This window comes from Micromonospora musae (genome assembly GCF_003626545.1).
Taxonomy (GTDB): domain Bacteria; phylum Actinomycetota; class Actinomycetes; order Mycobacteriales; family Micromonosporaceae; genus Micromonospora; species Micromonospora musae.
This window is the reverse complement of sequence record NZ_RAZS01000014.1, coordinates 140,231-161,804: the sequence shown is the minus strand read 5'-3', so window position 1 is coordinate 161,804 and position 21,574 is coordinate 140,231. Positions and strand designations below refer to the sequence as shown.

Annotated in this window: 16 protein-coding genes; 15 read left to right on the top strand and 1 reads right to left on the bottom strand. The window is 71.7% G+C overall.

Features of this window, described 5'->3' with window-relative positions; all coding sequences use genetic code 11:
* The first annotated feature begins 30 nt into the window (after positions 1–30).
* From D7147_RS29275 to D7147_RS29250, 6 genes are all read left to right on the top strand, one after another.
* Positions 31–1,974: an amylo-alpha-1,6-glucosidase gene (locus D7147_RS29275; RefSeq protein ID WP_120683430.1), complete on the top strand. Its 1,944-nt coding sequence runs from the start codon at positions 31–33 to the stop codon at positions 1,972–1,974.
* Positions 1,975–2,111: 137 nt separating this feature from the next.
* Positions 2,112–3,443 (top strand): glycosyltransferase family 4 protein, encoded by a 1,332-nt coding sequence (locus D7147_RS29270; protein ID WP_199734297.1) that lies wholly within the window; start codon positions 2,112–2,114, stop codon positions 3,441–3,443.
* A 335-nt stretch (positions 3,444–3,778) separates the two neighbouring features.
* Complete coding sequence (locus tag D7147_RS33280; protein ID WP_120683484.1) at positions 3,779–5,320, top strand: serine/threonine-protein kinase; 1,542 nt, start codon at positions 3,779–3,781, stop codon at positions 5,318–5,320.
* Positions 5,321–5,421: 101 nt separating this feature from the next.
* A complete protein-coding gene (locus D7147_RS29260; RefSeq protein ID WP_120683428.1) occupies positions 5,422–6,231 on the top strand; it encodes a metal-dependent hydrolase in 810 nt (269 codons plus the stop codon).
* Between the two features lie 53 nt (positions 6,232–6,284).
* A complete protein-coding gene (locus D7147_RS29255; protein ID WP_120683427.1) occupies positions 6,285–7,223 on the top strand; it encodes an amidohydrolase family protein in 939 nt (312 codons plus the stop codon).
* Between the two features lie 59 nt (positions 7,224–7,282).
* Positions 7,283–7,885 (top strand): hypothetical protein, encoded by a 603-nt coding sequence (locus D7147_RS29250; RefSeq protein ID WP_120683425.1) that lies wholly within the window; start codon positions 7,283–7,285, stop codon positions 7,883–7,885.
* 50 nt (positions 7,886–7,935) lie between these two features.
* Here D7147_RS29250 and helR read toward each other — a convergent pair whose 3' ends face one another.
* Positions 7,936–10,092, bottom strand: coding sequence for an RNA polymerase recycling motor ATPase HelR (helR, locus tag D7147_RS29245; protein ID WP_120683423.1), 2,157 nt, complete (start codon positions 10,090–10,092; stop codon positions 7,936–7,938).
* A 486-nt stretch (positions 10,093–10,578) separates the two neighbouring features.
* On the opposite strand from helR, the gene D7147_RS29240 reads away from it, so the two are divergent.
* The 9 genes from D7147_RS29240 to trpC all read left to right on the top strand — a co-directional run bounded on the left by D7147_RS29240 (position 10,579) and on the right by trpC (position 21,531).
* Positions 10,579–11,163, top strand: coding sequence for a TetR/AcrR family transcriptional regulator (locus D7147_RS29240; RefSeq protein ID WP_120683421.1), 585 nt, complete (start codon positions 10,579–10,581; stop codon positions 11,161–11,163).
* Complete coding sequence (locus D7147_RS29235) at positions 11,160–11,999, top strand: alpha/beta fold hydrolase (RefSeq protein WP_158609407.1); 840 nt, start codon at positions 11,160–11,162, stop codon at positions 11,997–11,999. The genes D7147_RS29240 and D7147_RS29235 overlap by 4 nt, the downstream gene beginning before the upstream one ends.
* A 611-nt stretch (positions 12,000–12,610) precedes the next feature.
* Complete coding sequence (locus D7147_RS29230; RefSeq protein WP_233563562.1) at positions 12,611–13,672, top strand: LacI family DNA-binding transcriptional regulator; 1,062 nt, start codon at positions 12,611–12,613, stop codon at positions 13,670–13,672.
* Between the two features lie 80 nt (positions 13,673–13,752).
* Positions 13,753–15,057 carry an ABC transporter substrate-binding protein gene (locus D7147_RS29225; RefSeq protein ID WP_120683417.1) on the top strand — a complete coding sequence of 435 codons (1,305 nt, stop codon included), beginning with the start codon at positions 13,753–13,755 and terminating at the stop codon, positions 15,055–15,057.
* A 54-nt stretch (positions 15,058–15,111) separates the two neighbouring features.
* Positions 15,112–16,083, top strand: coding sequence for a carbohydrate ABC transporter permease (locus D7147_RS29220; protein WP_120683415.1), 972 nt, complete (start codon positions 15,112–15,114; stop codon positions 16,081–16,083).
* 1 nt (position 16,084) lies between these two features.
* Positions 16,085–16,978 carry a carbohydrate ABC transporter permease gene (locus tag D7147_RS29215; RefSeq protein WP_120683413.1) on the top strand — a complete coding sequence of 298 codons (894 nt, stop codon included), beginning with the start codon at positions 16,085–16,087 and terminating at the stop codon, positions 16,976–16,978.
* Entirely contained in the window at positions 16,975–19,206 is a 2,232-nt protein-coding gene (yicI, locus tag D7147_RS29210) for an alpha-xylosidase (protein WP_120683411.1), read from the top strand. The genes D7147_RS29215 and yicI overlap by 4 nt, the downstream gene beginning before the upstream one ends.
* Positions 19,203–20,615 carry a GH1 family beta-glucosidase gene (locus tag D7147_RS29205; RefSeq protein ID WP_120683409.1) on the top strand — a complete coding sequence of 471 codons (1,413 nt, stop codon included), beginning with the start codon at positions 19,203–19,205 and terminating at the stop codon, positions 20,613–20,615. The genes yicI and D7147_RS29205 overlap by 4 nt, the downstream gene beginning before the upstream one ends.
* Before the next feature lie 136 nt (positions 20,616–20,751).
* The gene (gene trpC, locus D7147_RS29200) at positions 20,752–21,531 is read left to right on the top strand and encodes an indole-3-glycerol phosphate synthase TrpC (protein WP_233563551.1); all 780 of its coding nucleotides are present in this window, start codon (positions 20,752–20,754) and stop codon (positions 21,529–21,531) included.
* The last annotated feature ends 43 nt before the right edge of the window (positions 21,532–21,574 follow it).

Below are 21,574 nucleotides of genomic sequence, written 5' to 3'. Positions count from 1 at the left end.
GTGTGGCACGCCGCTGCCGGTGGAGGAAAGTTGATCGACATTCGTTTCGGCCCTCAGATCTGCACCGACCTGACCAGCGGCGCGAGCCGGGAGTGGCTGGTGCCCGACGGCGTCGGCGGGTACGCCATGGGCACGGTCAGCGGTGTGCGGACCCGCCGCTACCACGGCCTGCTGGTGGTGGCCGGCGAGCGGCCCGCGTCCCGGCGGGTGGGGCTGGTCAGCCTCGACCCGGCGGTGCTGCTCCCCTCCGGCGCGCGGGTGCGCCTCGGCGCGCACGAGTGGGCCTCCGGCGCGGTGGATCCGCGCGGCTTCGAGCTGCTGGAGCGCTTCGAGCTGGTCGACGGGGTGCCGCGGTGGCGGTGGCGGATCGGCGACGTGGTGATCGAGCGGGAGCTGGCGATGCTGCCGGGGCGCTCCTGCGTGGCTGTGGTGCACCGGCTCGTCTCCGGCGGCCCGGTACGGCTGGAGCTGGCCGCCGCCTGCACCTGGCGCGACGCGCACGGTGAGCGCCGGGCCGACGGCCCCGCGCTGCGGGTCGAGCCGGTGGCGGGCGGGGCGGTGGTGGAGGGCGCGTTCCGGCTCGCCGGCCCGAACTGGGCGCCCGCCGGGCAGTGGTGGTTCGGGGTGCACCACCGGGAGGAGGCGGCGCGCGGGCTCGCCGCGACGGAGGACCTCTGGTACGCGGGCGGCTTCTCCGGCGCGCTGGACCGGCCCGGCGACACGGTGTCGGTGCTGGCCTGGGCCGCGCCGCTGGAGTTCGATCCGATGCCGGCGACCGAGGTGATCGAGGTGGCGCGCCGACGCACCCGGCAGGTGGTGGCGCAGGCGTCACCCGCCGACGACGTCGAGGCGACGCTGGTGCTCGCCGCCGACGCGTTCGTGGTGCGCACCGACGCGTCGGCCGCGGACGTGGTGGCCGGTTACCCGTGGTTCGGCGCCTGGTCGCGGGACACGATGATCTCGTACGAGGGGCTCTTTCTCCGCACCGGCCGCGCGGAGCTGGGCCGGGCGCTGCTGCGCTCGTACGCGGCGACCCTCTCGGAGGGGATGCTGGCGAACACCGCCGACACGGGCCGGGTGGAGCACAACACCGTCGACGCGACGCTCTGGTTCCTGCACGCGGTCGACCGGCACGTGACGGTCACCGGGGACACCGACCTCGCCGCCGAGCTGCTGCCGGCGCTGCGCGGGGTCGTCGACGCGCACCTGGCCGGCACGCGGTACGGCATCGTCGTCGACCCGGCCGACGGCCTGCTCACCCAGGGCACCACCGACACAGCGCTGACCTGGATGGACGCCCGCGTCTACGGGGTGCCGGTGACGCCCCGCACGGGTAAGCCGGTCGAGGTCAACGCGCTCTGGGCCAACGGGCTGGGCGGGCTCGCCGAGCTGACCGAGGCGACCGGTGGGGACGCCGGGGAGCTGCGGCGGCTGCACGCGCAGGCGGTCACCTCCTTCCGTAAGCGCTATCCCGCGCCGGGTGGCTGGCTGCACGACGTGGTCGACGCGCCCGCGCCGGCGTACCCGCTGGGCGGGGCGACGTACCACGACGACGACTCGCTGCGCCCCAATCAGCTGCTGGCCTGGTCCCTGCCGTACGGGCCACTGGAGCCGGACGAGCCGGCGCTGCGCCGGATCGCGGCCGCGCTGCTCACCCCGCTCGGTCCGCGTAGCCTCGCCCCGGACGCGCCGGAGTTCACCGGGCGGCACCGGGGTGGGCCGGCCGAGCGGGACGGCGCCTACCACCAGGGCACCGTCTGGCCGTGGCTGCTGGGGCCGTACGTGGACGCCGCCCGCCGGGCTGGGATTCCCGTCGATGACAACTTCGTCGGCCTGGAAGCCCATCTGGGCGAGTACGGGCTCGGCTCGGTGAGCGAGACGGCCGACGGGCTGCCACCGCACGCGGCGACGGGCTGCCCGTTCCAGGCCTGGTCGGTGGCCGAGCTGCTGCGGGTACGACGCCCGGGTCGATAGCGCTTTACACGAGCGCAACGAGTGTGTCTCCGCTGGTTATCCCAGTACCGGCAGGATGGGAGTCGATCCCACACGCGACGGAGACACCGGAATCGGTGTCGGTCGGCGCGTGCCCGGAGACAACTCAAGGGGGCCGCGTGTCAGCTGACGCCGAAGTGATCGACATCCTGCCCGCCCGGCACCAGCGGGTGCTCATGCTCTCCTGGGAGTACCCGCCCGTTCTCGTCGGTGGCCTCGGCCGACACGTACACGCCCTCTCCGTCGCCCTCGCCGCCGCCGGCCACGACGTCACCGTAGTCACCCGCCACGCCGACGGCGCCCCACTCGAGGAGTACGCCGACGGCGTCCGCATCATCCGCGCCGCCGAAGACCCCGTCACCTTCCCCCTCGCCACCAACAGCCTCCTCGCCTGGACCATGGCCTTCAACCACACCCTCACCCGCGCCGCCCTACGCGCCACCGAAGCCGGCGACTACGACGTCATCCACGCCCACGACTGGCTCGTCGCCCACACCGCGGTCACCCTCGCCGAGCACCTGGCCCTGCCCCTGGTCACCACCATCCACGCCACCGAAGCCGGCCGACACCAGGGCTGGCTCCCCGAGGAGATGAACCGCACCATCCACGGCGTCGAACACTGGCTCAGCAACTCCTCGACCCGGGTGATCGCCTGCTCCGGGTACATGCGCGACCAGGTCGCCACCCTCTTCGACGTGCCGACCGGGCAGATCGACGTGGTGCCCAACGGGGTCGACGACCGCGCCTGGCGGGCCCGGCCGCGGGCGGTCGCCTCGGCCCGGGCCCGGTTCGCCGCCGACGGTCCCCTGGTCGGGTACGCCGGCCGGCTCGTCTACGAGAAGGGCGTGCAGCACCTGGTGCACGCCGTGCCGTACCTGCGGGAGCGGCACCCGGGGCTACGGGTGGTGATCGCCGGCGACGGGCCGTACCGCGACGAGCTGGAGGAGGAGACCCGTCGCCTGGCGCTCGGGTCCACCGTCCGGTTCACCGGCTTCCTGGACACCACCCAGCTACCCGCCATGTTGGGCGCGACCGACGCGACAGTCGTGCCGAGCCTCTACGAGCCGTTCGGCATGGTGGCCCTGGAGGCGGCGGCCGCCGGGGCGCCGCTCGCGGTCGCGGCCACCGGCGGGCTCGCCGAGATCGTCGAGCCGGGCGTCACCGGGGTGACCTTCCCGCACAGCGACCCGGACGCGCTCGCCGGGGCGGTCGACCGTCTCCTCGGCGACGAGGTCTTCGCCCGGCGGGTCGCGCGGGAGGCCCGGAGCATGGTCGGCCGCCGCTACAGCTGGGCCGCCATCGCCGCCCGCACCGTCGGCAGCTACCTGGGCGCGCGCCGCGAACACCTGCCGCTCCAGGCCCGGCACGCCACCGCCCGGGTGGGCATCCCCCGACCCCGCATCACCATCCCCGAGGGCAACCTGCTCGCCGCCGGCGGAGCGGCCTGCTGATAGGAGCGTACGACCGATAGGCCGACTCCGATCCGCTCGCTACCGTGTGCTCCGGACAGCCGTGGGAAGGAGCGTGCGGCAGGTGCTGATCGGCGGTCGGTACCGGCTGCTCGGCTCGCCCGTCCCCACGTGGTCCGCCTCGGCTGCGCGCCCACGACGAGATGCCGCAGCGACGTGGCGAGCTGCGCGCCCACCACGCTGACCGAGACGGCGATCGAGGAAAGCCGCCGTCGGTGGCTAAGGTGTAACCGGGGGTGACCGAGGGGGAAGCGGTTGTGCGGCAGCTGCTGATCGCGGGCCGGTACCGGCTGGTCGACCTGGTCGGCACCGGCGGAATGGGCCGGGTCTGGCAGGCCCGCGACGAGATGCTGCACCGGGACGTGGCGGTCAAGGAGATCGTGCCGCCGGCCTGGCTGGCCGAGGCCGAACGTGAGGACCTGCGGCGACGTACGCTGCGCGAGGCGCGTACCGCCGCCCGGCTCAACCACCCGAACGTGGTCCGGATCTACGACGTCGTGCACGACCGGGAGAGCCCCTGGATCGTGATGGAGTACGTGCAGTCCCGTTCGGTGGAGCAGATGCTCGCCGCCGACGGTCCCCTGAGCCCGGCGATCACGGCCCGGATCGGGCTCGCGGTGCTGGCCGCGCTGCGCGCCGCGCACTCCGCCGGGGTGCTGCACCGCGACGTCAAGCCGCACAACGTGCTGGTCGCCGCCGACGGCCGCGTGGTGCTCACCGACTTCGGGCTGGCCACCTTCACCGGCGGGGACGCCGCCATGACCGGCCCCGGCATGATCCTCGGCTCGCCGCACTTCGTGGCGCCCGAACGCGCTCGCGACGGCGTGTCCGACCCGCGCACCGACCTCTGGTCGCTCGGCGCCACGCTCTACGCGGCCGTGGAAGGCCATCCGCCGTACGCGCGGGACAGCGCGATGGCGACGCTGACCGCGCTGGCCACCGAACCGCCGGACCCGATGCGCCGGGCCGGGCCGCTGCGTCCGGTTCTCACCGGCCTGTTGCAGCGCGACCCGTGGCGACGGCTGACCGCCGCCGAGGCCGAGCCGCTGCTGCGGGCCGCCGCGAACGCCCCGGCCGGGCCGGTCGAATCGCCTGGACCCGTCGCGCCGACGGTGGAGGAGCCGCCACGGCCGGCTCCGGACGCCGCGCCGGCAGCACCGGGACGGCTCGCAGCGGTGCGGCGGGCCGGACGCGGGCGACGTGTCGCGCTCGGCCTGACGGCGATGGTCGTACTGCTCTCCACGGTCGGTGCCGCCGTGGCCCTGACCGACCGGGCGAGGCGACCGGCGGAGCCGTCGGGAGGCGGCGCCGCCGCCAGCCCCACCGCCCCGGCGGCCGCCTTCGCCTGCGCGTCCGCCCCACCACCGGCGGCCCGCCCCGTGGTGTCGATGCCGCCGCCACCCGGTGCCCGCTTCCGCCTGGTGCCCGGCTGGACCTGGCACACCGATCCGGGCGGCTTCCGGATCGCCGCGCCGGTCGACTGGCTCAACTGGACCGAGGACTCGGTCACCTGCTTCCGTGAGCCCGGCGGCACCCGGGTCCTCAGCGTCGAGTGGAGCGCAGCCCGAGCCGACCCGGCCCACTGGTGGCGGACCGAGGAGCGGCGGCTCACCGGAGGCGGGTCGCTGCCGGGTTACCTCCGGGTCGACATCTCCCCGATGGACATCTTCGCGGGCGGGGCGATCTGGGAGTGCGTCTGGCTCAACGCCGCCGGCGAGCGGATGCACACCGCGCGGCTCTTCGCGAACACCTCGGCGGAGCGCGCGTACACCGTCTCATGGTTGACAAAAGAATTCGACTGGCAGGTCAACGCGACATACTTCGCGATGATCCGGCAGAGCTTCGCACCCCTCACCTGATGGTTCCTCTGTGGACGTACGGGGGGCTGCCGTGCCGCCCGGGCCGTTGACTAAAGTGATCTCGCTCTGGCGCTCAAGAACCCTGGGGAGGGTGAGCCGACATGATGGGTCCCTCACATGCGCTTTCCGGCGCGACGGTGTGGCTGGCCGGCTCCTGGGCGCTGGACCAGTTCGCCGACTACCACCAGTCGCCGCTAGCGCTCGCCGTCGGCACCGCCGTCTGCGCGGGCGGCGCGCTCTTTCCGGACCTCGACCTCTCCGGCAAGGTGACCACCAACCAGGGTGGCGCCACGGTGGCCCGCACCTTCGGCGTGGTCAGCCTCTTCTTCGCCGAGGTGATGGAGAAGGTCTCCCTCGGCGTCTACTACGCGACGAAGCTCAGCAGGGATCCGAAGCGCAGCAACGGTCACCGGACGCTGACCCACACCATTCCGTTCACGGTGCTGGTCGGCTGGGGCACCACCGCCCTCTGCGCCGCGTACGGCAAGTGGGCCGTGATCGGGGTCCTCTTCTTCACCATCGGTCTGGCCCTGCGCGGCCTCTTCGACCGGTGGGCGGAGCGGGCCGGTTGGGTGATCGTGACCCTGGTGTCGCTCGCGGCGGCCTGGTTCACCTACGCCAACCTGCCGGGCGGCCGGGGTTACCCGCTGATCGGCGTGGCTCTGGGCGTGGGCTGCTTCGTGCACATCCTCGGCGACATGATCACCCGCGCCGGCGTACCGATCCTCTGGCCGATCCCGATCAAGCGTCGGATGTGGACCATGATCGGTCTGCCCAACAAGATCGCGCTGCGCACCGGCAGCAAGGCCGAGACGGTCGTGCTCCGGGTGGTGATGACCGTCGTCGCTCTGCTCGCCGCGACCGGGCTGGTGGCACGCCCGGTGCTGCAGCGCTTCGACATCGAGATTTGACCGGTCCCGGCTCCTCACCGCCCGGCGCCGTGACCGCAGGTCAACGCCGGGCGGTGGAGTCCGCTCCGGCCGACGGCTGGCACGGCGGCGACCGGGTCACCCCGGAGGTCGTCGCCGACGACGAGGGCGTTCCCGCCTTCTGGCAGGTGCTCGGCCTGCCCGGCCTCGCCGACGTGCACGTGCACTTCCTGCCGCCGCGGATGCTGCGCCGGGTCTGGGCGTACTTCGACGCGGCCGGGCCGCTGGTCGGCACCGAATGGCCGATCCGCTATCGGTGGAGCGACGCCGAACGGGTCGCGCACCTGCGCCGACTCGGGGTACGGGCGTTCAGCGCGCTGGCGTACGCGCACCGGCCCGGCATGGCCGCCGACCTGAACCGGTGGACCCTCGACTTCGCCCGGGCCACGCCGGACTGCCTGCCCTCGGCGACCTTCTTCCCCGAGCCGGACGTCGCCCGCTACGTCGGGGAGGCGTTGGCGGCCGGCGCGCGGGTGTTCAAGGTGCACCTCCAGGTCGGCGGGTTCGCGCCCACCGACCCCGCGCTCGACGACGTCTGGGGGCTGCTCGCCGAGGCCGGCGTACCGGTGGTGGTGCACGCGGGGCACGCCCCGGTGGGCACCGCGCACACCGGGCCGGCTCCCTTCGCCGCTCTGCTCGCGCGGCACCCGACGCTGACCGCGGTGGTGGCGCATCTCGGCGCACCCGACTACCGGGCCTTCCTCGACCTCGCCACCGAGTACGAACGGGTCCGGCTGGACACCACGATGGCGTTCACCCCGTTCTTCGACAGGTTCGTGTCGTTTCCGCCCGAGGAGCTGCCCCGGCTCCGGGAGCTGGGGCTCGCCGGCAAGGTGCTGCTCGGCAGCGACTTCCCGAACATCCCGTACCCGTACGCCGAGCAGCTTGCCGGGCTGGCCCGGCTCGACCTCGGCGACGACTGGCTGCGCGCCGTCTGCTGGGGAAACGCCGCCGCCCTCTTCGACCTGGACTGAGCCACCCGCCCGGCCGCCGGCGCGACCCACTGGCTATCCGCTCTGGGACAATGACATGCATGACTGCCGCGCGGGGACTGTTCCTGATCGTGATTCTGGGTGTGGTCACGATGGTCGGCGCAGTTCTGGCGAACTGGATCCCTCGCCCGACGACGATGCGGACCCGTTGGGTGCTGGCCGGCCTGGCCGGGGTGGTGCTGGTGAGCGCGGTCCTCGGTCTGGTGGCGGAGGGGAGGCAGCAGGCGCTCGACCAGCGGCCGTTGGCGGACTGGGTGTCGGACGTGAACGATCGCTGCGCGGCAGCGCAGCAGCGGGTGGACGCGGCCGGCGAGCGCGACGATGCGACGCAGCCCTATCAGGAACGGGTTCCAGCCTTGCAAGATCTGGAGGCCGCTCATTCGGACCTCTACAAGGCGGTCAGCGCCCTCTCCCCGCCTTCGGCGCCGGACGACAGGGACAGGGCGAAGGAGTGGCTCGACGTGCACGGTGTCCGGCTCGACCGGTTGGCGACCTTCGTGGAGCAGGTGAGGCTTTTCACGGACGAGCCCGGTCTAAGAGACTTGCCCGCCGCGACCAGCCTTGACCAGACGGCACAGTCGTTCGTCGAGGCGACCAAGACGGCGAGGCGCCTGAATGAGACCCTCGGCATCTCGTGTGCGTGACTGACCGGGGCGGGCACGCTGCGCCACCGCGATCATCTGCCACGGCGACGTCAGGGGCTGGTGAGGATGACGAGTTGCCGGGTCGCCCGGGTCATCGCGACGTAACGGTCGACGGCGCCTTCGATGCCCGCCCCGAATCGCTCCGGGTCGACGAGGACCACCAGGTCGAACTCGAGCCCCTTCGCCAGCTGCGGGGTCAGCGACCGGACCCGCGACGTGCCCGGGAACGTGGGATCGCCGATGACGCAGGCGATGCCGTCGCCGTGCGCGGCGAGCCAGGTGTCGAGGATCAAGCCGAGCTCGACGGTGGAGCCGTGTACGACGGGGACGTCGCCGCTGCGGATGGAGGTCGGCACGTTGGCGTCCGGCAGCACGGCCCGGATGACCGGCTCGGCCTCCGCCATGACCTCTCGCGGCGTCCGGTAGTTGACGCTCAACGACGCCAGGTTGATCCGGTCGAACCCGACGCGGTCGAGCCGTTCCCGCCAGGACTCGGTGAACCCGTGCCGGGCCTGGGCGCGATCTCCCACGATGGTGAAGCTTCGCGACGGGCAGCGCAGCAGCAGCATCTGCCACTCCGCGTCGGTCAGCTCCTGCGCCTCGTCCACGACGATGTGCGCGAACGGGCCGGCGAGCAGGTCCGGTTCTGCGCCGGGCAGCACGCTCTCGTCGATCAGCGCATCCTGAAGATCCAGTTGGCGCAGGCTCGACAGCACCCCTTCGCCGTCGTCGTAGGCGTGGGCCTCGATCAGCTCGTCGACGACCAGCGCCCGGCGCTCCCGTTCGACGGCGACGGCGGCCTCCTGCCGACGCTGACGCCCGGACGCCTCCGCATCGCCGAGCCGATGCCGGGCCGCGTCGAGCAGCGGCAGGTCGGAGACCGTCCAGGCCTGGGCGTCCGCGCGCTGCAGCGTGCGCACCTCGTCGGTGGTGAGCCAGGGGGCGCACCTGCGCAGGTAGGCGGGGACCGACCATAGGTCGCCGACGAGTTCAGCCGGGTCGAGCAGCGGCCAGGCGCGGTTGAACGCCGTTCGCAGCTCATGGTCGCGCTGCAGCGACCGGCGGACCACGTCCGGCGGCTCGTCGCCGTCGTACCTGTCCAGCAGGATCGTGAGCAGCTCCGCCCAGATCTCGTCGCGCGCCTCGTTGTGCGGGGTGCCGGGTCCGGGAGCCTCGAACGCCTCGGCCCAGTCGGCGGCGCTCAGCCGGAGGTCGGCGTCGACGGTCGTAACCGTCATCCCCTTCGTCGGCGGCTCCTCGTAGAACCTGACGGCCGCCTCGATCGCCTTCACCAGGTCGGCGGAGGACTTGAGCCGGGCCACCTCCGGGTCGGTCTCCGCGGTCGCCGTGGCGCCCTCGGGAACGAGGTCGCGAAGGGTGCAGGTCTGCACGTCCTCCTCACCGAGGCTGGGCAGGACGTCGGCGACGTAGGACAGGTAGGGCTGGTGCGGGCCGACGAAGAGGACGCCACCCCGGCGGTGGCCGAGCCGGGGATCGGAGTAGCGGAGGTACGCGGTGCGGTGCAGGGCCACCACTGTCTTCCCCGTACCCGGGCCGCCGTCGACCACGAGCGCGCCGCTCGATCCGGCGCGGATGATGGCGTCCTGGTCGGCCTGGATCGTGCCGAGCACGTCCCGCATCCGGTTCGACCGGCTGCCGCCCAGGCTGGCGATGAAGGCGGACTGGTCGTCGAGTGCGGCGGCGTGCCCCTCGAACCCGTCCGGGGTGAAGACCTCGTCCCAGTAGTCGGTGATCCGGCCGCGGGCCCAGCGATACCTGCGGCGACTCGCGAGCCCCATCGGGTTGGCGTGGGTGGCGCCGAAGAACGGTTCGGCCGCGGGTGAACGCCAGTCGAGCAGCAGCCGACGCCCCGAGCTGTCCGTGAGGCCGTGTCGTCCGATGTAGACCGGCTCGGGATCGTCGGCGCTGACCATGCGCCCGAGGCACAGGTCCACGCCGAAGCGGCGCAGGGCGCGCAGGCGAGCGGCCAGCCGGCGGACCTCCTGGTCCCGGTCGAGCGCCTGCCGACCCTTGCCGCCGGGCGCCCTGCGGGCGGTGTCGAGGCGCTCGGACAGGTCGGCGGAGACCTGGGCGATGCTCTCGGCCAGGGCCGCGAAGTGCTGTTCGTCGCGGGCGATCAACGTCGGGTCGTCCTTGGCCGAGAGGCGGCCGGGAAGGTCGAATACGCCGGCGGTCTGCGAATTCAATTCGTTGCTCCCGATCTGGTTCGCTTGTCGTCCGATTGAACGCGGCAAGATCTCCGCACTGCGTTTTTCCGCAGGTCCTGGTATCGGTGAGCGATTCTGCGGCACGACCCGGGTCTTGCCGCAAGCCCCGGGGTGCGCTATAAGTTAGAAGTGGCGGGGGGCAGTCCCCCCTTTTTTCTTGCCTCCCCAATGTGTTCGTCTCCCACTGCGGATGAAACCTCCTCGCGTCGGGGATGGCTCGACCTGGGGGACGTTGAAGCGTCAAGGGCGGTGGGTCCGCCCGACCGCGAGGAACCCGAGCCGATCGCGCGCTCGCGCTCCGGTCGGATGATCGCCCCGGCGGGTCCGGGCCTCGACCCGCAGCCAGCGCCCACCTGGAACGCGCCGAACAGACTTCCGCCGGGCCACCAGCCACCCTCTCGGCCCGAGCCGCGGCCGGCTGCTATCTTAGGGACCCTAAGTTGTTGCTTAGTGAGGGAAGGCCGGATGCCACGGCAGGGTTTGACCAGCGACCGCGTCTCGGCCGCCGCGGCCGAGTTGGCCGACACGGTCGGCTTGCCCCGACTGACCGTCGCGGCGGTCGCGCGACACTTCGGGGTGACGGACGCCGCCTTGTACACGCATGTCCGCAGCCGCGACGCGCTGGTCGAGCAGGTCGCGGTGCGGGCTGCCGCCGCGTTCGCGGACCGGCTCGCGCTGGCCGTGGCCGGCCGATCCGGCCGGGAGGCCCTGGTCGGCTTCGGCGCGGCCTGGCGCGCCTTCGCCCGCGCCCACCCCGGGCAGTACGCCGCCACACAATTGCCGCTGCCGCCCGCGGTCGGCACGAATTCGGCGGGCCATCTCCGCCTCATCGAACTGAGCTACGCGATGCTTCGCGGTTACGGGCTCGACGAGCCGGAGCTGACCGACGCCCTCCGTTTCGTGCGCAGCACCATCCACGGTTTCGTGAGCCTCGAGAACACCGAGGGATTCGGGCATCCGCGCGACGTCGACGGCTCCTGGAGCAGCATCACCGACGCGATGCACAACACCTTGAGCAACTGGCCGAGCAGAAACAGGGAGCGGCAGTGACAACCCCCGAGAGCCACGATCAAACCGTCCGGTCGACGGACGGCACCCGCCTGGTGGTCCGGCGCACGGGCACCGGTGATCCGGTCGTCCTGGTGCACGGCTCGGGAGGTGGACTGCACTCCTGGGCCACGGTCGCCGACCAGCTCGCGAAGGAGCACGAGGTGTGGCTGCCGGCCCGGCGCGGATACGGGCCGAGCGAGGTTCCCGCCGGAATCAAGTCCTTCGAGGACGATGTCGCCGACCTGACGGCCGTGATCCAGACGGCGGGCGGAGCCTCGGATCGGCCGGTACACCTCATCGGAGCCTCCTACGGAGCGACCGTCGCGCTGCACACCGCCGTGGCGTCGCCGGGCCGGCTGCGTTCACTCGCCCTCTTCGAGCCTCCGCTCTTCGCGGCCGGGCCGAGGATCGCGCCCTTGCTCGACCGGTACCGGGTAGCCTTCGCGCACAACGACCAGCCGGCGATGGCCGCGACGCTCAACGAGGTGACCCAGGTCCCCGCCGAGGTCGTCGCGGCACTCGCCGCAGCGATGGGTGACCGGACCCCCGACCCGGTCGAGGCGAAGCGCTCCGCGCTGGGCTGGCTGCACGATCTCGAGGCGCTCGCCGAGGACGACCCGGAGATCGGACGCTGGTCCGCGGTGGGCGCACCGACCCTGCTGCTGCAGGGCGCCGACACCTGGGAGCCGATGCCCACCACGATGGACGCCCTCGCAGCGGCGCTTCCGCGCGTACGCCGAATCATCTGGCAGGGACAGTCGCACTTCGTGACCCATACCGCGCCCGACCTCGTGGCGGACGCCCTGCGGCAGTTCTTCGCCGAGATTCCGGCGTAACCGAACACCGGACACCGGCCGGCGGGCAGCGGCCGGCGGGCAGCGGGCGGCGGGACAGCTCGGTGTTCCGCCGGCCGACGCCGGACCCTTTCGGCCCGGCCACCCCGACCGAGGCCATGATCGACTCGGGATCCCTGAGGTCGGGCCATCCGGACGTCCGAGACGGCCCGACCTCAATGAAGTCGAGTTGATCGAGCAAGCGCCCCCGAACGCCGCACGCCCCGAAGGCCGCACACCGCCACCGAGCACCCCCGAACGCCGCACACCCCACCGAGCGCCCCAGACCCGGAGCGTCCCGAACGCCGCACACCTCACCCGGCGACCCCCACCCCGCGCGGCCCGGCCGGCGTCGGCAGCCCGACCGACGGATCCGGCCGACGGGCCCGGTCGGCAGGCCCGGCCGAAGGTCCGGCCGAAGGTCCGGCCGGCGGGCCCGGCCGAGGGTCCGGCCGGCAGGTCCGGCCGGGGGCCGGCGCATCCGGGCAGGCCACGGCTGGAAAACAACTATTGACGGCGTCGTGAACGTGTCCTACGGTTCCGTCGAAACGGTTAGTCGAAACGCTTCGACAGCCGCGTGGGAGCGTGACCAAAGGAGGTGCGCGGTGGCAACGATGCATGACGTCGCGCGCCTCGCCCGGGTCTCGGTCAGCACCGTGTCGTACGTGTTGACCGGAGCGCGCCCCATCTCCCAGGCCACCCGCGACAAGGTGCTCGCGGCCATGACCGAACTCGGCTACCAGCCCAACGCCATGGCCCGCGGCCTGGCCAGCCGGCGCAGCCGGATCGTCGGCCTGCTGATGCCGATGGACGAGCGCGGGCTCGGCGCCACCGAGACGGCCTTCGTCACCGGCGCGGCCGCCGCCGCCAGCGTCGCCGGCTACCACCTCGTCCTCTCCCCCGTCGGCGACCTCGACGACCTGCGGCGGCTGGCCAGCCAGCGGATGCTCGACGGTGCCGTGCTGATGGAGGTGCAGGTCGAGGACGAGCGGGTGGGCGCGCTCCAGGAGGCCGGCGTGCCGCTGGTGCTGATCGGCCGTACCGGCGACACCACCGGCCTCTCGTACGTGGACATCGACTTCGACCAGACCGTCCGGGAGGCGGTCGCGCACCTGGTCAGCCTCGGGCACGACCGCATCGTCTACGTGAACCACTCGGCGGCGGCCATCGCCGCCGGCTACGGGCCCGCCGTACGCACCCGCGACGCCTTCGTGGCGGCGATGACCGGGCACGGGCTGGAGCCGGTGATGATCACGGCGGAGGACAGCGCGGCCGGCGGACGCGCCGCCCTGACCGCGGCCCTCGCGCAGGCGCCCGACCTCACCGCCGTGCTGGTCATGAACGAGAATGCGATCTTCGGGATCCTCGGCGAACTGACCAACCGGGGCCTCGCGGTCCCGCGCGACGTCTCGGTGGTCTCGATGGTGACCTCACCCCAGGTCGCCGAGCTGGCCACCCCGGCGCTCACCGCGATGACCTCCCCCGGCTCGGCGCTGGGACGGATCGCGGTGGAGGCACTGCTGCGCCACGTGACCGGCACCGGCGACGACAACCACCAGCAGCTGCTGCCGTGCGCGTTGGAGGTCCGGGGCTCGACCTGCCCGGCCCCGGCGACGCTCGCCGTGAGCGTCAGCGACGGCAGCGATCCGACCGGCTCCGGCCCACCGGGGACCTGACACACGTCGGCCCGCCGCCGCGCTGCAACGCGACGACGGGCCAGGTAAGTACCGGCACGATACTCACCAGGAGGATAGCAATGAGGCAATTCCGTAGGGTGATCGCCGCAGTGGCGCTGGCCGCTACGGCCGCCACGACGCTCGCCGCTTGCGGCAGCGACGAGGGCGGTGACGGGGGCGACGCCAAGACCCTCAAGCTCTGGCATTACGAGAGCGAGAACAGCGCGATGGGGATCGCCTGGGACCGCGCCATCCAGATCTTCAAGGACGAGCACCCGGGCGTCGAGGTGCAGTTCGAGCGCAAGGCGTTCGAGCAGATCCAGCAGAACGCCGGCATGATCATCAACTCGTCCGAGGGTCCGGACCTGATGGAGTACAACAAGGGCAACGCCACCGCCGGCCTGCTCTCCTCCCAGGGGCTGCTCACCGACCTGAGCGAGGAGGCGACCAAGCGCGGCTGGGACAAGGAGCTCAGCCCCAGCCTGCAGACCACCGCCCGCTACAGCGACAAGGGCGTGATGGGCTCGGGCAACTGGTACGGCGTGCCGAACTACGGCGAGTACGTGATGGTCTACTTCAACAAGGACCTCTTCGACAAGTACGGCATCAAGGTGCCGACCACGTACGACGAGATGACCGCGGCGATGGACACCTTCGTCGGCAAGGGCGTCACCCCGCTGGCCGAGGCGGGCGCCGAGTACCCGGCCGGCCAGCTCTTCTACCAGCTGGCGCTCGCGAAGGCCGACCGGAAGTTCGTCGACGACTACCAGCTCTACAAGAACCCGGTGGACTTCAAGGCCGACCCGCTGAAGTACGGCGCGGAGACCTTCGCCGAGTGGGTGAACAAGGGCTACGTCGCCAAGGACTCCGCCAGCCTCAAGGCCGAGGACATGGGCACCGCGTTCATCTCCGGCAAGGCCCCGATGATCGTCTCCGGCAGCTGGTGGTACGGCCGGTTCAAGGACGAGATCAAGTTCAACTGGGACTCCTTCCTCTTCCCCGGTAACAAGTTCCACGCCGGCTCGTCCGGCAACCTCTGGGTGGTCCCGACCAACAGCAAGGCCAAGAGCCTCGCCTACGACTTCGTCGACATCACCCTGCGCCCGGAGATCCAGGAGCTGATCGGCAACAACGGCGGCGTGCCCGTCGCGGCCGACCCGTCGAAGATCACCGACCCGAAGAACAAGAAGCTGATCGAGAACTTCAACGTGATCAGCCAGCAGGACGGTCTGGCCTTCTACCCGGACTGGCCGGTGCCCGGCTACTACGACGTGCTGGTCTCCGGCTTCCAGGGCCTGATCAACGGCTCCAAGAAGCCCGACCAGGTGCTCGACACGATCGCCAAGCCGTACGCCGAAGGCGTCAAGGAGATCACCGGCAAGTGACACGGCGAGGGGTGGGCGCGCCCGGCGCGCCCACCCCGCCGGGAAGGATCTCCCATGGCACTCTCCGAGACCGTGGCCGGCCCCGAACGGCCCGCCACCTCCACCGAACCCACCCCGACCGGCCGGAAGCGCCGTAGCGGCAACGCCGGATACTGGCTCTACCTGCTGCCCGGCGCGGTGCTCTTCATCCTGGTCATCGGCGCGCCGCTGGTCGGCACCGTCTACCTCTCGCTGACCAAGTGGTCCGGCGTCGGCGACCCCACCTTCATCGGCCTGGAGAACTACCGCAACCTGTTCCAGGACGAGATCTTCTGGACGTCGTTCAAGAACACGCTCGCGATGATCGTCGCGATGGTCGTGGTGCCGACCCTGCTCGGGCTGGTGCTCGCCGCCGCGCTCTTCGACGTCATCGGACGCAAGTTCAAGCCACGCACCGCCGCGGCGCTGCGCGCCGCCTTCTACCTGCCGCAGGTGCTGCCGGTCGTGGTGGCCGGCATCGTCTGGGGCTGGATCCTGCGCCCCGACGGCGCGTTCAACAGCCTGCTCGACGCGGTCGGCCTCGGCGCCCTGCGTCACGACTGGCTCGGCGACCCGAACACCGCCATGCCCAGCGTGATGGCGGTGATGATCTGGGTGCAGATCGGCTACCCGGTCGTCGTCTTCATGGCGGCGCTGCAACGGGTCGACCCCGAGCTGTACGAGGCCGCCGAGGTCGACGGCGCCAACTGGTTCCGCCGGTTCCGGGCCATCACCCTGGCGCAGATCCGGCCGGAGACCTTCGTGGTGGCGCTGACCTGCACCATCGCGGCGCTGAAGGTGTTCGGCCCGGTCTTCGCACTGACCCGGGGCGGGCCGGAGAACACGACGAACGTGCCGTCGTACTTCGCCTACTACACCTTCTTCAAGAAGCTCCAGGTCGGCTACGGCTCCGCGATCTCCACAGTGCTCACCCTGATCATCATCGTGGTGGCCGTGGTCTTCATCTGGCTGCAGTACCGCAACGAGCGCCAGGACCGGGGGGTCTGACATGACCGTCACGCTCACACCGGCCGAGAACGCGGTGACCCCGCGCCGGCCGCAGCCGGCCCGCGACCGGCACCACCGCGGCGCGAGCCGCTGGATCGTCCTCGTCCTGGTCACCCTCGGCGCGCTCGCCATGCTGGTGCCGTTCGTGTTCATGCTGCTCAACGCGTTCAAGTCGCCCGGCGACTACTCGACGGGCGGCCCGCTGAGCTGGCCGACGGAGTTCTACACCAAGGGCCTGCGCAACTACTGGACCCAGGTCGACTTCCCGCTGAAGCTGTGGAACTCGGCGCTCATCGCCGGCTCCGTCGCGGTGCTCGGCGTGATCGTGTCGCTGCTCAACGCGTACGCCCTGGGCATCGGCCGGGTCCGCGGCCGACTCTGGATCGTGGGGCTCTTCCTGCTGGCCAACATGCTGCCGCAGGAGTCGCTGATCTACCCGCTCTACTACGTCGCGAAGCAGATCGGCCTCTACAACACCCAGCTCTCGGTGATCATCATCTTCACCGTCATCCAGAGCGCGTTCGGCACCTACCTGCTCGCCTCGGTGCTCGGCACCTTCCCCCGCTCGCTGCTCGAGGCGGCGGCCCTGGACGGCGCGGGCAAGTGGAAGATCCTCTGGCGGGTGGTCTTCCCCAACCTGCGCCCGACCCTCGCGGTGCTGCTCATCTTCTTCTTCATCTGGACCTGGAACGAGTTCCTGATCCCGCTGGTCATGCTCATCGACAACTCCACGCAGACCATTCCGGTCGCGTTGGCGTCGTTGCAGGGCGACCGGCTCATGGACGCCCCGACCACCAACGCGGGCGCACTGATCAGCCTGGTGCCGGCCATCCTCTTCTTCCTCATCTTCCAGCGCACCCTCTCGCGCGGCATCACGGCAGGAGCCGAGAAGTGAAGTTCACCGACGGGTACTGGCAACTGCGACCGGGGGTCACCGTGCTGCGCCCCGGCGCGGTGGAGTCGGTCGAGCCGGAGGAGCGCGGTCTCACCGTCTTCGCCCCCACCGGCCGGATCACCGGCCGCGGCGACACCCTGAACCGCCCCCTCGTCACCGTGCGGCTCTTCTCCCCCGCCGACGGGGTCATCGGCGTCACCATCGCCCACCACCTCGGCGGGTCACCGAAGCTGCCCAGGTTCGAGCTGGCCGCCGGCGACGACCACCCGGTGAAGGTCGACGTCACCGGCCTCAACGCCACGCTGACCAGCGGCGACCTGACCGCCCGGATCGCGCTGGTCGACGGCTGGCGGGTCGACTTCCTGCACGGCGACCGGCTGCTGACCTCCTCCACCGAGCGCAGCATCGGCGTCGTCACCGACGCCGACGGGCGGGAGTACGTGCACGAGCGGCTCGGGCTCGACGTGGGCGAGAACCTCTACGGGCTGGGCGAGCGGTTCGGCACGTTCGTGAAGAACGGCCAGGTCGTCGACGTCTGGAACGCCGACGGCGGCACCGCCAGCGAGCAGGCGTACAAGAACGTGCCGTTCTACCTCAGCAACCGCGGCTACGGCGTCTTCGTCGACCACCCGGAGCACGTCTCGTTCGAGATCGGCTCGGAGGTGGTGTCGCAGACGCAGTTCAGCGTCGAGGGTCAGACGCTCACCTACTACCTGATCGACGGCCCCACCCCGAAGGACGTGCTGCGTCGCTACACGGCGCTGACCGGTCGTCCGGCGCGGGTACCGGCCTGGTCGTACGGGCTGTGGCTGTCGACGTCGTTCACCACCTCGTACGACGAGAAGACCGTCACCGAGTTCATCGACGGGATGGCCGAGCGGGACCTGCCGCTCTCGGTCTTCCACTTCGACTGCTTCTGGATGCGGCAGTTCCACTGGGTCGACTTCGTCTGGGACCCGGCGACCTTCCCGGATCCGGAGGGCATGCTGCGCCGGCTGCACGAGCGCGACCTGAAGGTCTGCGTCTGGATCAACCCGTACATCGCGCAGCGCTCGTACCTCTTCGAGGAGGGTCGCCGCCACGGCTACCTGGTCCGCCGGCCGGACGGGTCGATCTGGCAGTGGGACAAGTGGCAGGCCGGCATGGCGCTGGTGGACTTCACCAACCCGGACGCGGTCGCCTGGTTCACCGGCAAGCTCAAGGCGCTGCTCGACATGGGCGTCGACAGCTTCAAGACCGACTTCGGCGAGCGCATCCCCACCGACGTGGTCTGGCACGACGGCTCCGACCCGCAGCGGATGCACAACTACTACACCCACCTCTACAACAAGGCGGTCTTCGAACTGCTGGAGGCCGAGCGCGGGGAGGGCGAGGCGGTGCTCTTCGCCCGGTCGGCCACCGCCGGCGGGCAGCAGTTCCCGGTGCACTGGGGCGGCGACTGCGAGTCCACCTTCGTGGCGATGGCCGAGTCCCTGCGCGGCGGGCTGTCGCTGGCCGCGTCCGGCTTCGGCTACTGGAGCCACGACATCGGCGGCTTCGAGGGCACCCCGGATCCGGCGGTGTTCAAGCGGTGGATCGCGTTCGGCCTGCTCTCCTCGCACTCCCGGCTGCACGGCTCCGGCTCGTACCGGGTGCCGTGGGCCTTCGACGAGGAGGCCGTGGACGTGCTGCGGCACTTCACGCGGCTCAAGATGCGCCTGATGCCGTACCTCGCCACGGTCGCCGAGGAGGCGCACCGCGACGGGGTGCCGATGATGCGCCCGATGGTGCTGGAGTTCCCCGACGACCCGACCGCGGCGTACCTGGACCGGCAGTACATGCTCGGCCCCGACGTCCTGGTGGCGCCGGTGATGAGCGCCGACGGGGAGGTCACCTTCTACGTGCCGGCCGGCACCTGGACGCACCTGGTGACCGGCGAGCAGCTCACCGGACCGGCCTGGTTCACTGAACGGCACGCGTTCGACAGCCTGCCCGTGCTGGCCCGTCCCGGTGCGGTGATCCCGTTCGGGGACCGCGCGGACCGGCCGGACTACGAGTGGGCCGACGGCGTGCGGCTTCGTCTCTTCGCACCCACCGAGGGGCAGCGGACCCGGGTGCGGGTGCCGTCGCCCGGCAACGGGCCGGGCGCCGAGTTCGAGGTGCGCTACGCGGACGGCGCGGCCGGCGCCGAACTGGTCGCCGGGGCATCGACGGGATACCACTGCGAGATCCAGGGAGTGCAGCGATGACGGGCTACGTCTTTCCGGAGAGCTTCGTCTGGGGGTCGGCCACGGCCTCGTACCAGATCGAGGGGGCGGCCGACGAGGACGGCCGGGGCAGGTCCATCTGGGACACCTACAGCCACACCCCGGGCCGGACGCTGAACGGCGACACCGGTGACGTGGCGGCCGACCACTACCACCGCTGGCAGGAGGACCTCGGGCACATCGCCGACCTCGGCCTGGGCGCGTACCGCTTCTCGATCTCCTGGCCGCGGGTGCGGCCGGGCGGCTCCGGCAAGTTCAACCAGGCCGGCATCGACTTCTACTCCCGGCTCGTCGACGGGCTGCTGGAGCGGGGCGTCCGCCCGGTGGCGACCATGTACCACTGGGACCTGCCGCAGGAGCTGGAGGACGCCGGGGGCTGGGCGTCGCGGGAGACGGCGCTGCGCTTCGAGGAGTACGCGGCCGGCATCGTCAAGGCGCTGGGCGACCGGGTGCACACCTGGACCACGTTGAACGAGCCGTGGTGCTCGGCGTACCTGGGCTACGCCTCCGGCGTGCACGCGCCCGGGCGTACCGAGCCGGCGGCGGCGCTGGCCGCGGTGCACCACCTGAACCTCGCGCACGGCCTGGCCGGGCGGGTGGTGCGGGAGGTCGCCCCGGCGGCGGACCTCTCCGTGACGTTGAACCTGCACGTCGTGCGCGGCGCCTCCGACTCGGAGGCCGACCGGGACGCGGTACGTCGGATCGACGCGCTGGCGAACCGGGCCTTCCTCGGCCCGATGCTGGACGGGGCGTACCCGGCCGACCTGCTGACCGACACGGCGGCCGTCACCGACTGGTCGTTCGTCCGCGACGGCGACGAGAAGCTCATCGCGGTGCCGCTGGACGTGCTCGGGGTCAACTACTACTCCAGCACCCTGGTCCGGGCCTGGGACGGGGTGTCGCCCCGCTCCGACGCGGACGGGCACGGCGCGTCGGAGGCCACGCCGTGGGTGGCCGCCGACGACGTCGACTTCCTGCCGCAGCCCGGCCCGTACACCGCGATGGGTTGGAACATCGACCCGCCGGCCTTCACCGAGCTGCTGCTGCGGCTGCACCGGGAGTACCCGGCCCAGCCGCTGATGATCACCGAGAACGGCGCCGCCTTCGACGACGTCGTGTCGGCCGACGGCACCATCTCCGACGACCGGCGCATCGACTACCTGCACCGGCACATCGCCGCGGTGGCCGACGCCCGGGCGCAGGGCGCGGACGTGCGGGGCTACTTCGTCTGGTCGCTGCTGGACAACTTCGAGTGGGGCTACGGCTACGACCGCCGGTTCGGGATCATCCGGGTCGACTACGACACCCAGGTCCGGACCTGGAAGCAGAGCGCGCACTGGTACAAGCGGCTCGCCGCCGGCGGCAGCAGCCTGGAGCCGGCGACGTCCTGACCACGGCGCGGGATGCCGTGCGGCGCGCACGGCATCCCGCGCCGACCCCCGCCAAGCTTGAATCGCCGTTGGTCGAAGAAGACCAGGCAGGGGTACGTTTCCCGGTGAGCCGGCGTCATCTGGGGGAACTGTGAGCGTGCTGGACGGGATTCTTGAGGGTGTCCGTGCCGACCTGGCGACCCGGCAGAGCGCCGTCTCGCTGGTCGAGCTGAAGGCACGGGTCGCCGACACGCCGCCGGCCCTGGCGGCACTCCCCCGGTTCCGCGCACCCGGCGTCTCGATCATCGCGGAGGTCAAGCGGAGCAGCCCCAGCAAGGGCGCGCTCGCCGACATCCCGGACCCGGCAGCCCTCGCCCAGCAGTACGCCGCGGGCGGCGCGGCGGCGATCAGCGTACTGACCGAGCAGCGCCGCTTCGCCGGCTCCCTCGCCGACCTGGACTCCGTCCGCCGGGCCGTGGACGTCCCGATCCTGCGCAAGGACTTCATCGTCACGCCGTACCAGGTGTGGGAGACCCGGGCCCACGGCGCGGACCTGGTCCTGCTCATGGTGGTCTCGCTCGACGGCGGGCTCCTCGCCGACCTGCTCGGTCTGGCCCGCGAGCTCGGATTGACCGCACTGGTGGAGGCGCACACCGCCGAGGAACTCGCCCGGGCCGCCGAGGCGGGCGCGGACCTGATCGGCATCAACGCACGCGACCTGACCACGCTGGAAGTGGACCGGACGGTCTTCGAGCGGCTGGCCCCGGCCATCCCGGCCACGGCGGTCGCGGTGGCCGAGTCCGGGGTCGCCGGGCCGGAGGACGTCGCGCAGTACCGGCGGTGGGGCGCCGACGTCGTACTGGTGGGGGAGGCGCTGGTGCGTTCGGGCGACCCCCGAGCCGCCGTGCGGGACTTCATGGCGGCGGCCGGCGACTGACCTCGACCGTCCACATGAGACAACGGTCACCGGATTGAACCAG

Excerpts from the sequence above, each read along its gene's own strand:
- D7147_RS29205 (WP_120683409.1), top strand. The coding sequence starts at position 19,203 with ATGACGGGCTACGTCTTTCCGGAGAGCTTCGTCTGGGGGTCGGCCACG.
- D7147_RS29225 (WP_120683417.1), top strand. The coding sequence starts at position 13,753 with ATGAGGCAATTCCGTAGGGTGATCGCCGCAGTGGCGCTGGCCGCTACG.
- D7147_RS29240 (WP_120683421.1), top strand. The coding sequence starts at position 10,579 with ATGCCACGGCAGGGTTTGACCAGCGACCGCGTCTCGGCCGCCGCGGCC.
- D7147_RS29215 (WP_120683413.1), top strand. The coding sequence starts at position 16,085 with ATGACCGTCACGCTCACACCGGCCGAGAACGCGGTGACCCCGCGCCGG.
- D7147_RS33280 (WP_120683484.1), top strand. The coding sequence starts at position 3,779 with ATGGGCCGGGTCTGGCAGGCCCGCGACGAGATGCTGCACCGGGACGTG.
- D7147_RS29230 (WP_233563562.1), top strand. The coding sequence starts at position 12,611 with ATGCATGACGTCGCGCGCCTCGCCCGGGTCTCGGTCAGCACCGTGTCG.
- D7147_RS29250 (WP_120683425.1), top strand. The coding sequence starts at position 7,283 with ATGACTGCCGCGCGGGGACTGTTCCTGATCGTGATTCTGGGTGTGGTC.
- D7147_RS29260 (WP_120683428.1), top strand. The coding sequence starts at position 5,422 with ATGATGGGTCCCTCACATGCGCTTTCCGGCGCGACGGTGTGGCTGGCC.
- D7147_RS29220 (WP_120683415.1), top strand. The coding sequence starts at position 15,112 with ATGGCACTCTCCGAGACCGTGGCCGGCCCCGAACGGCCCGCCACCTCC.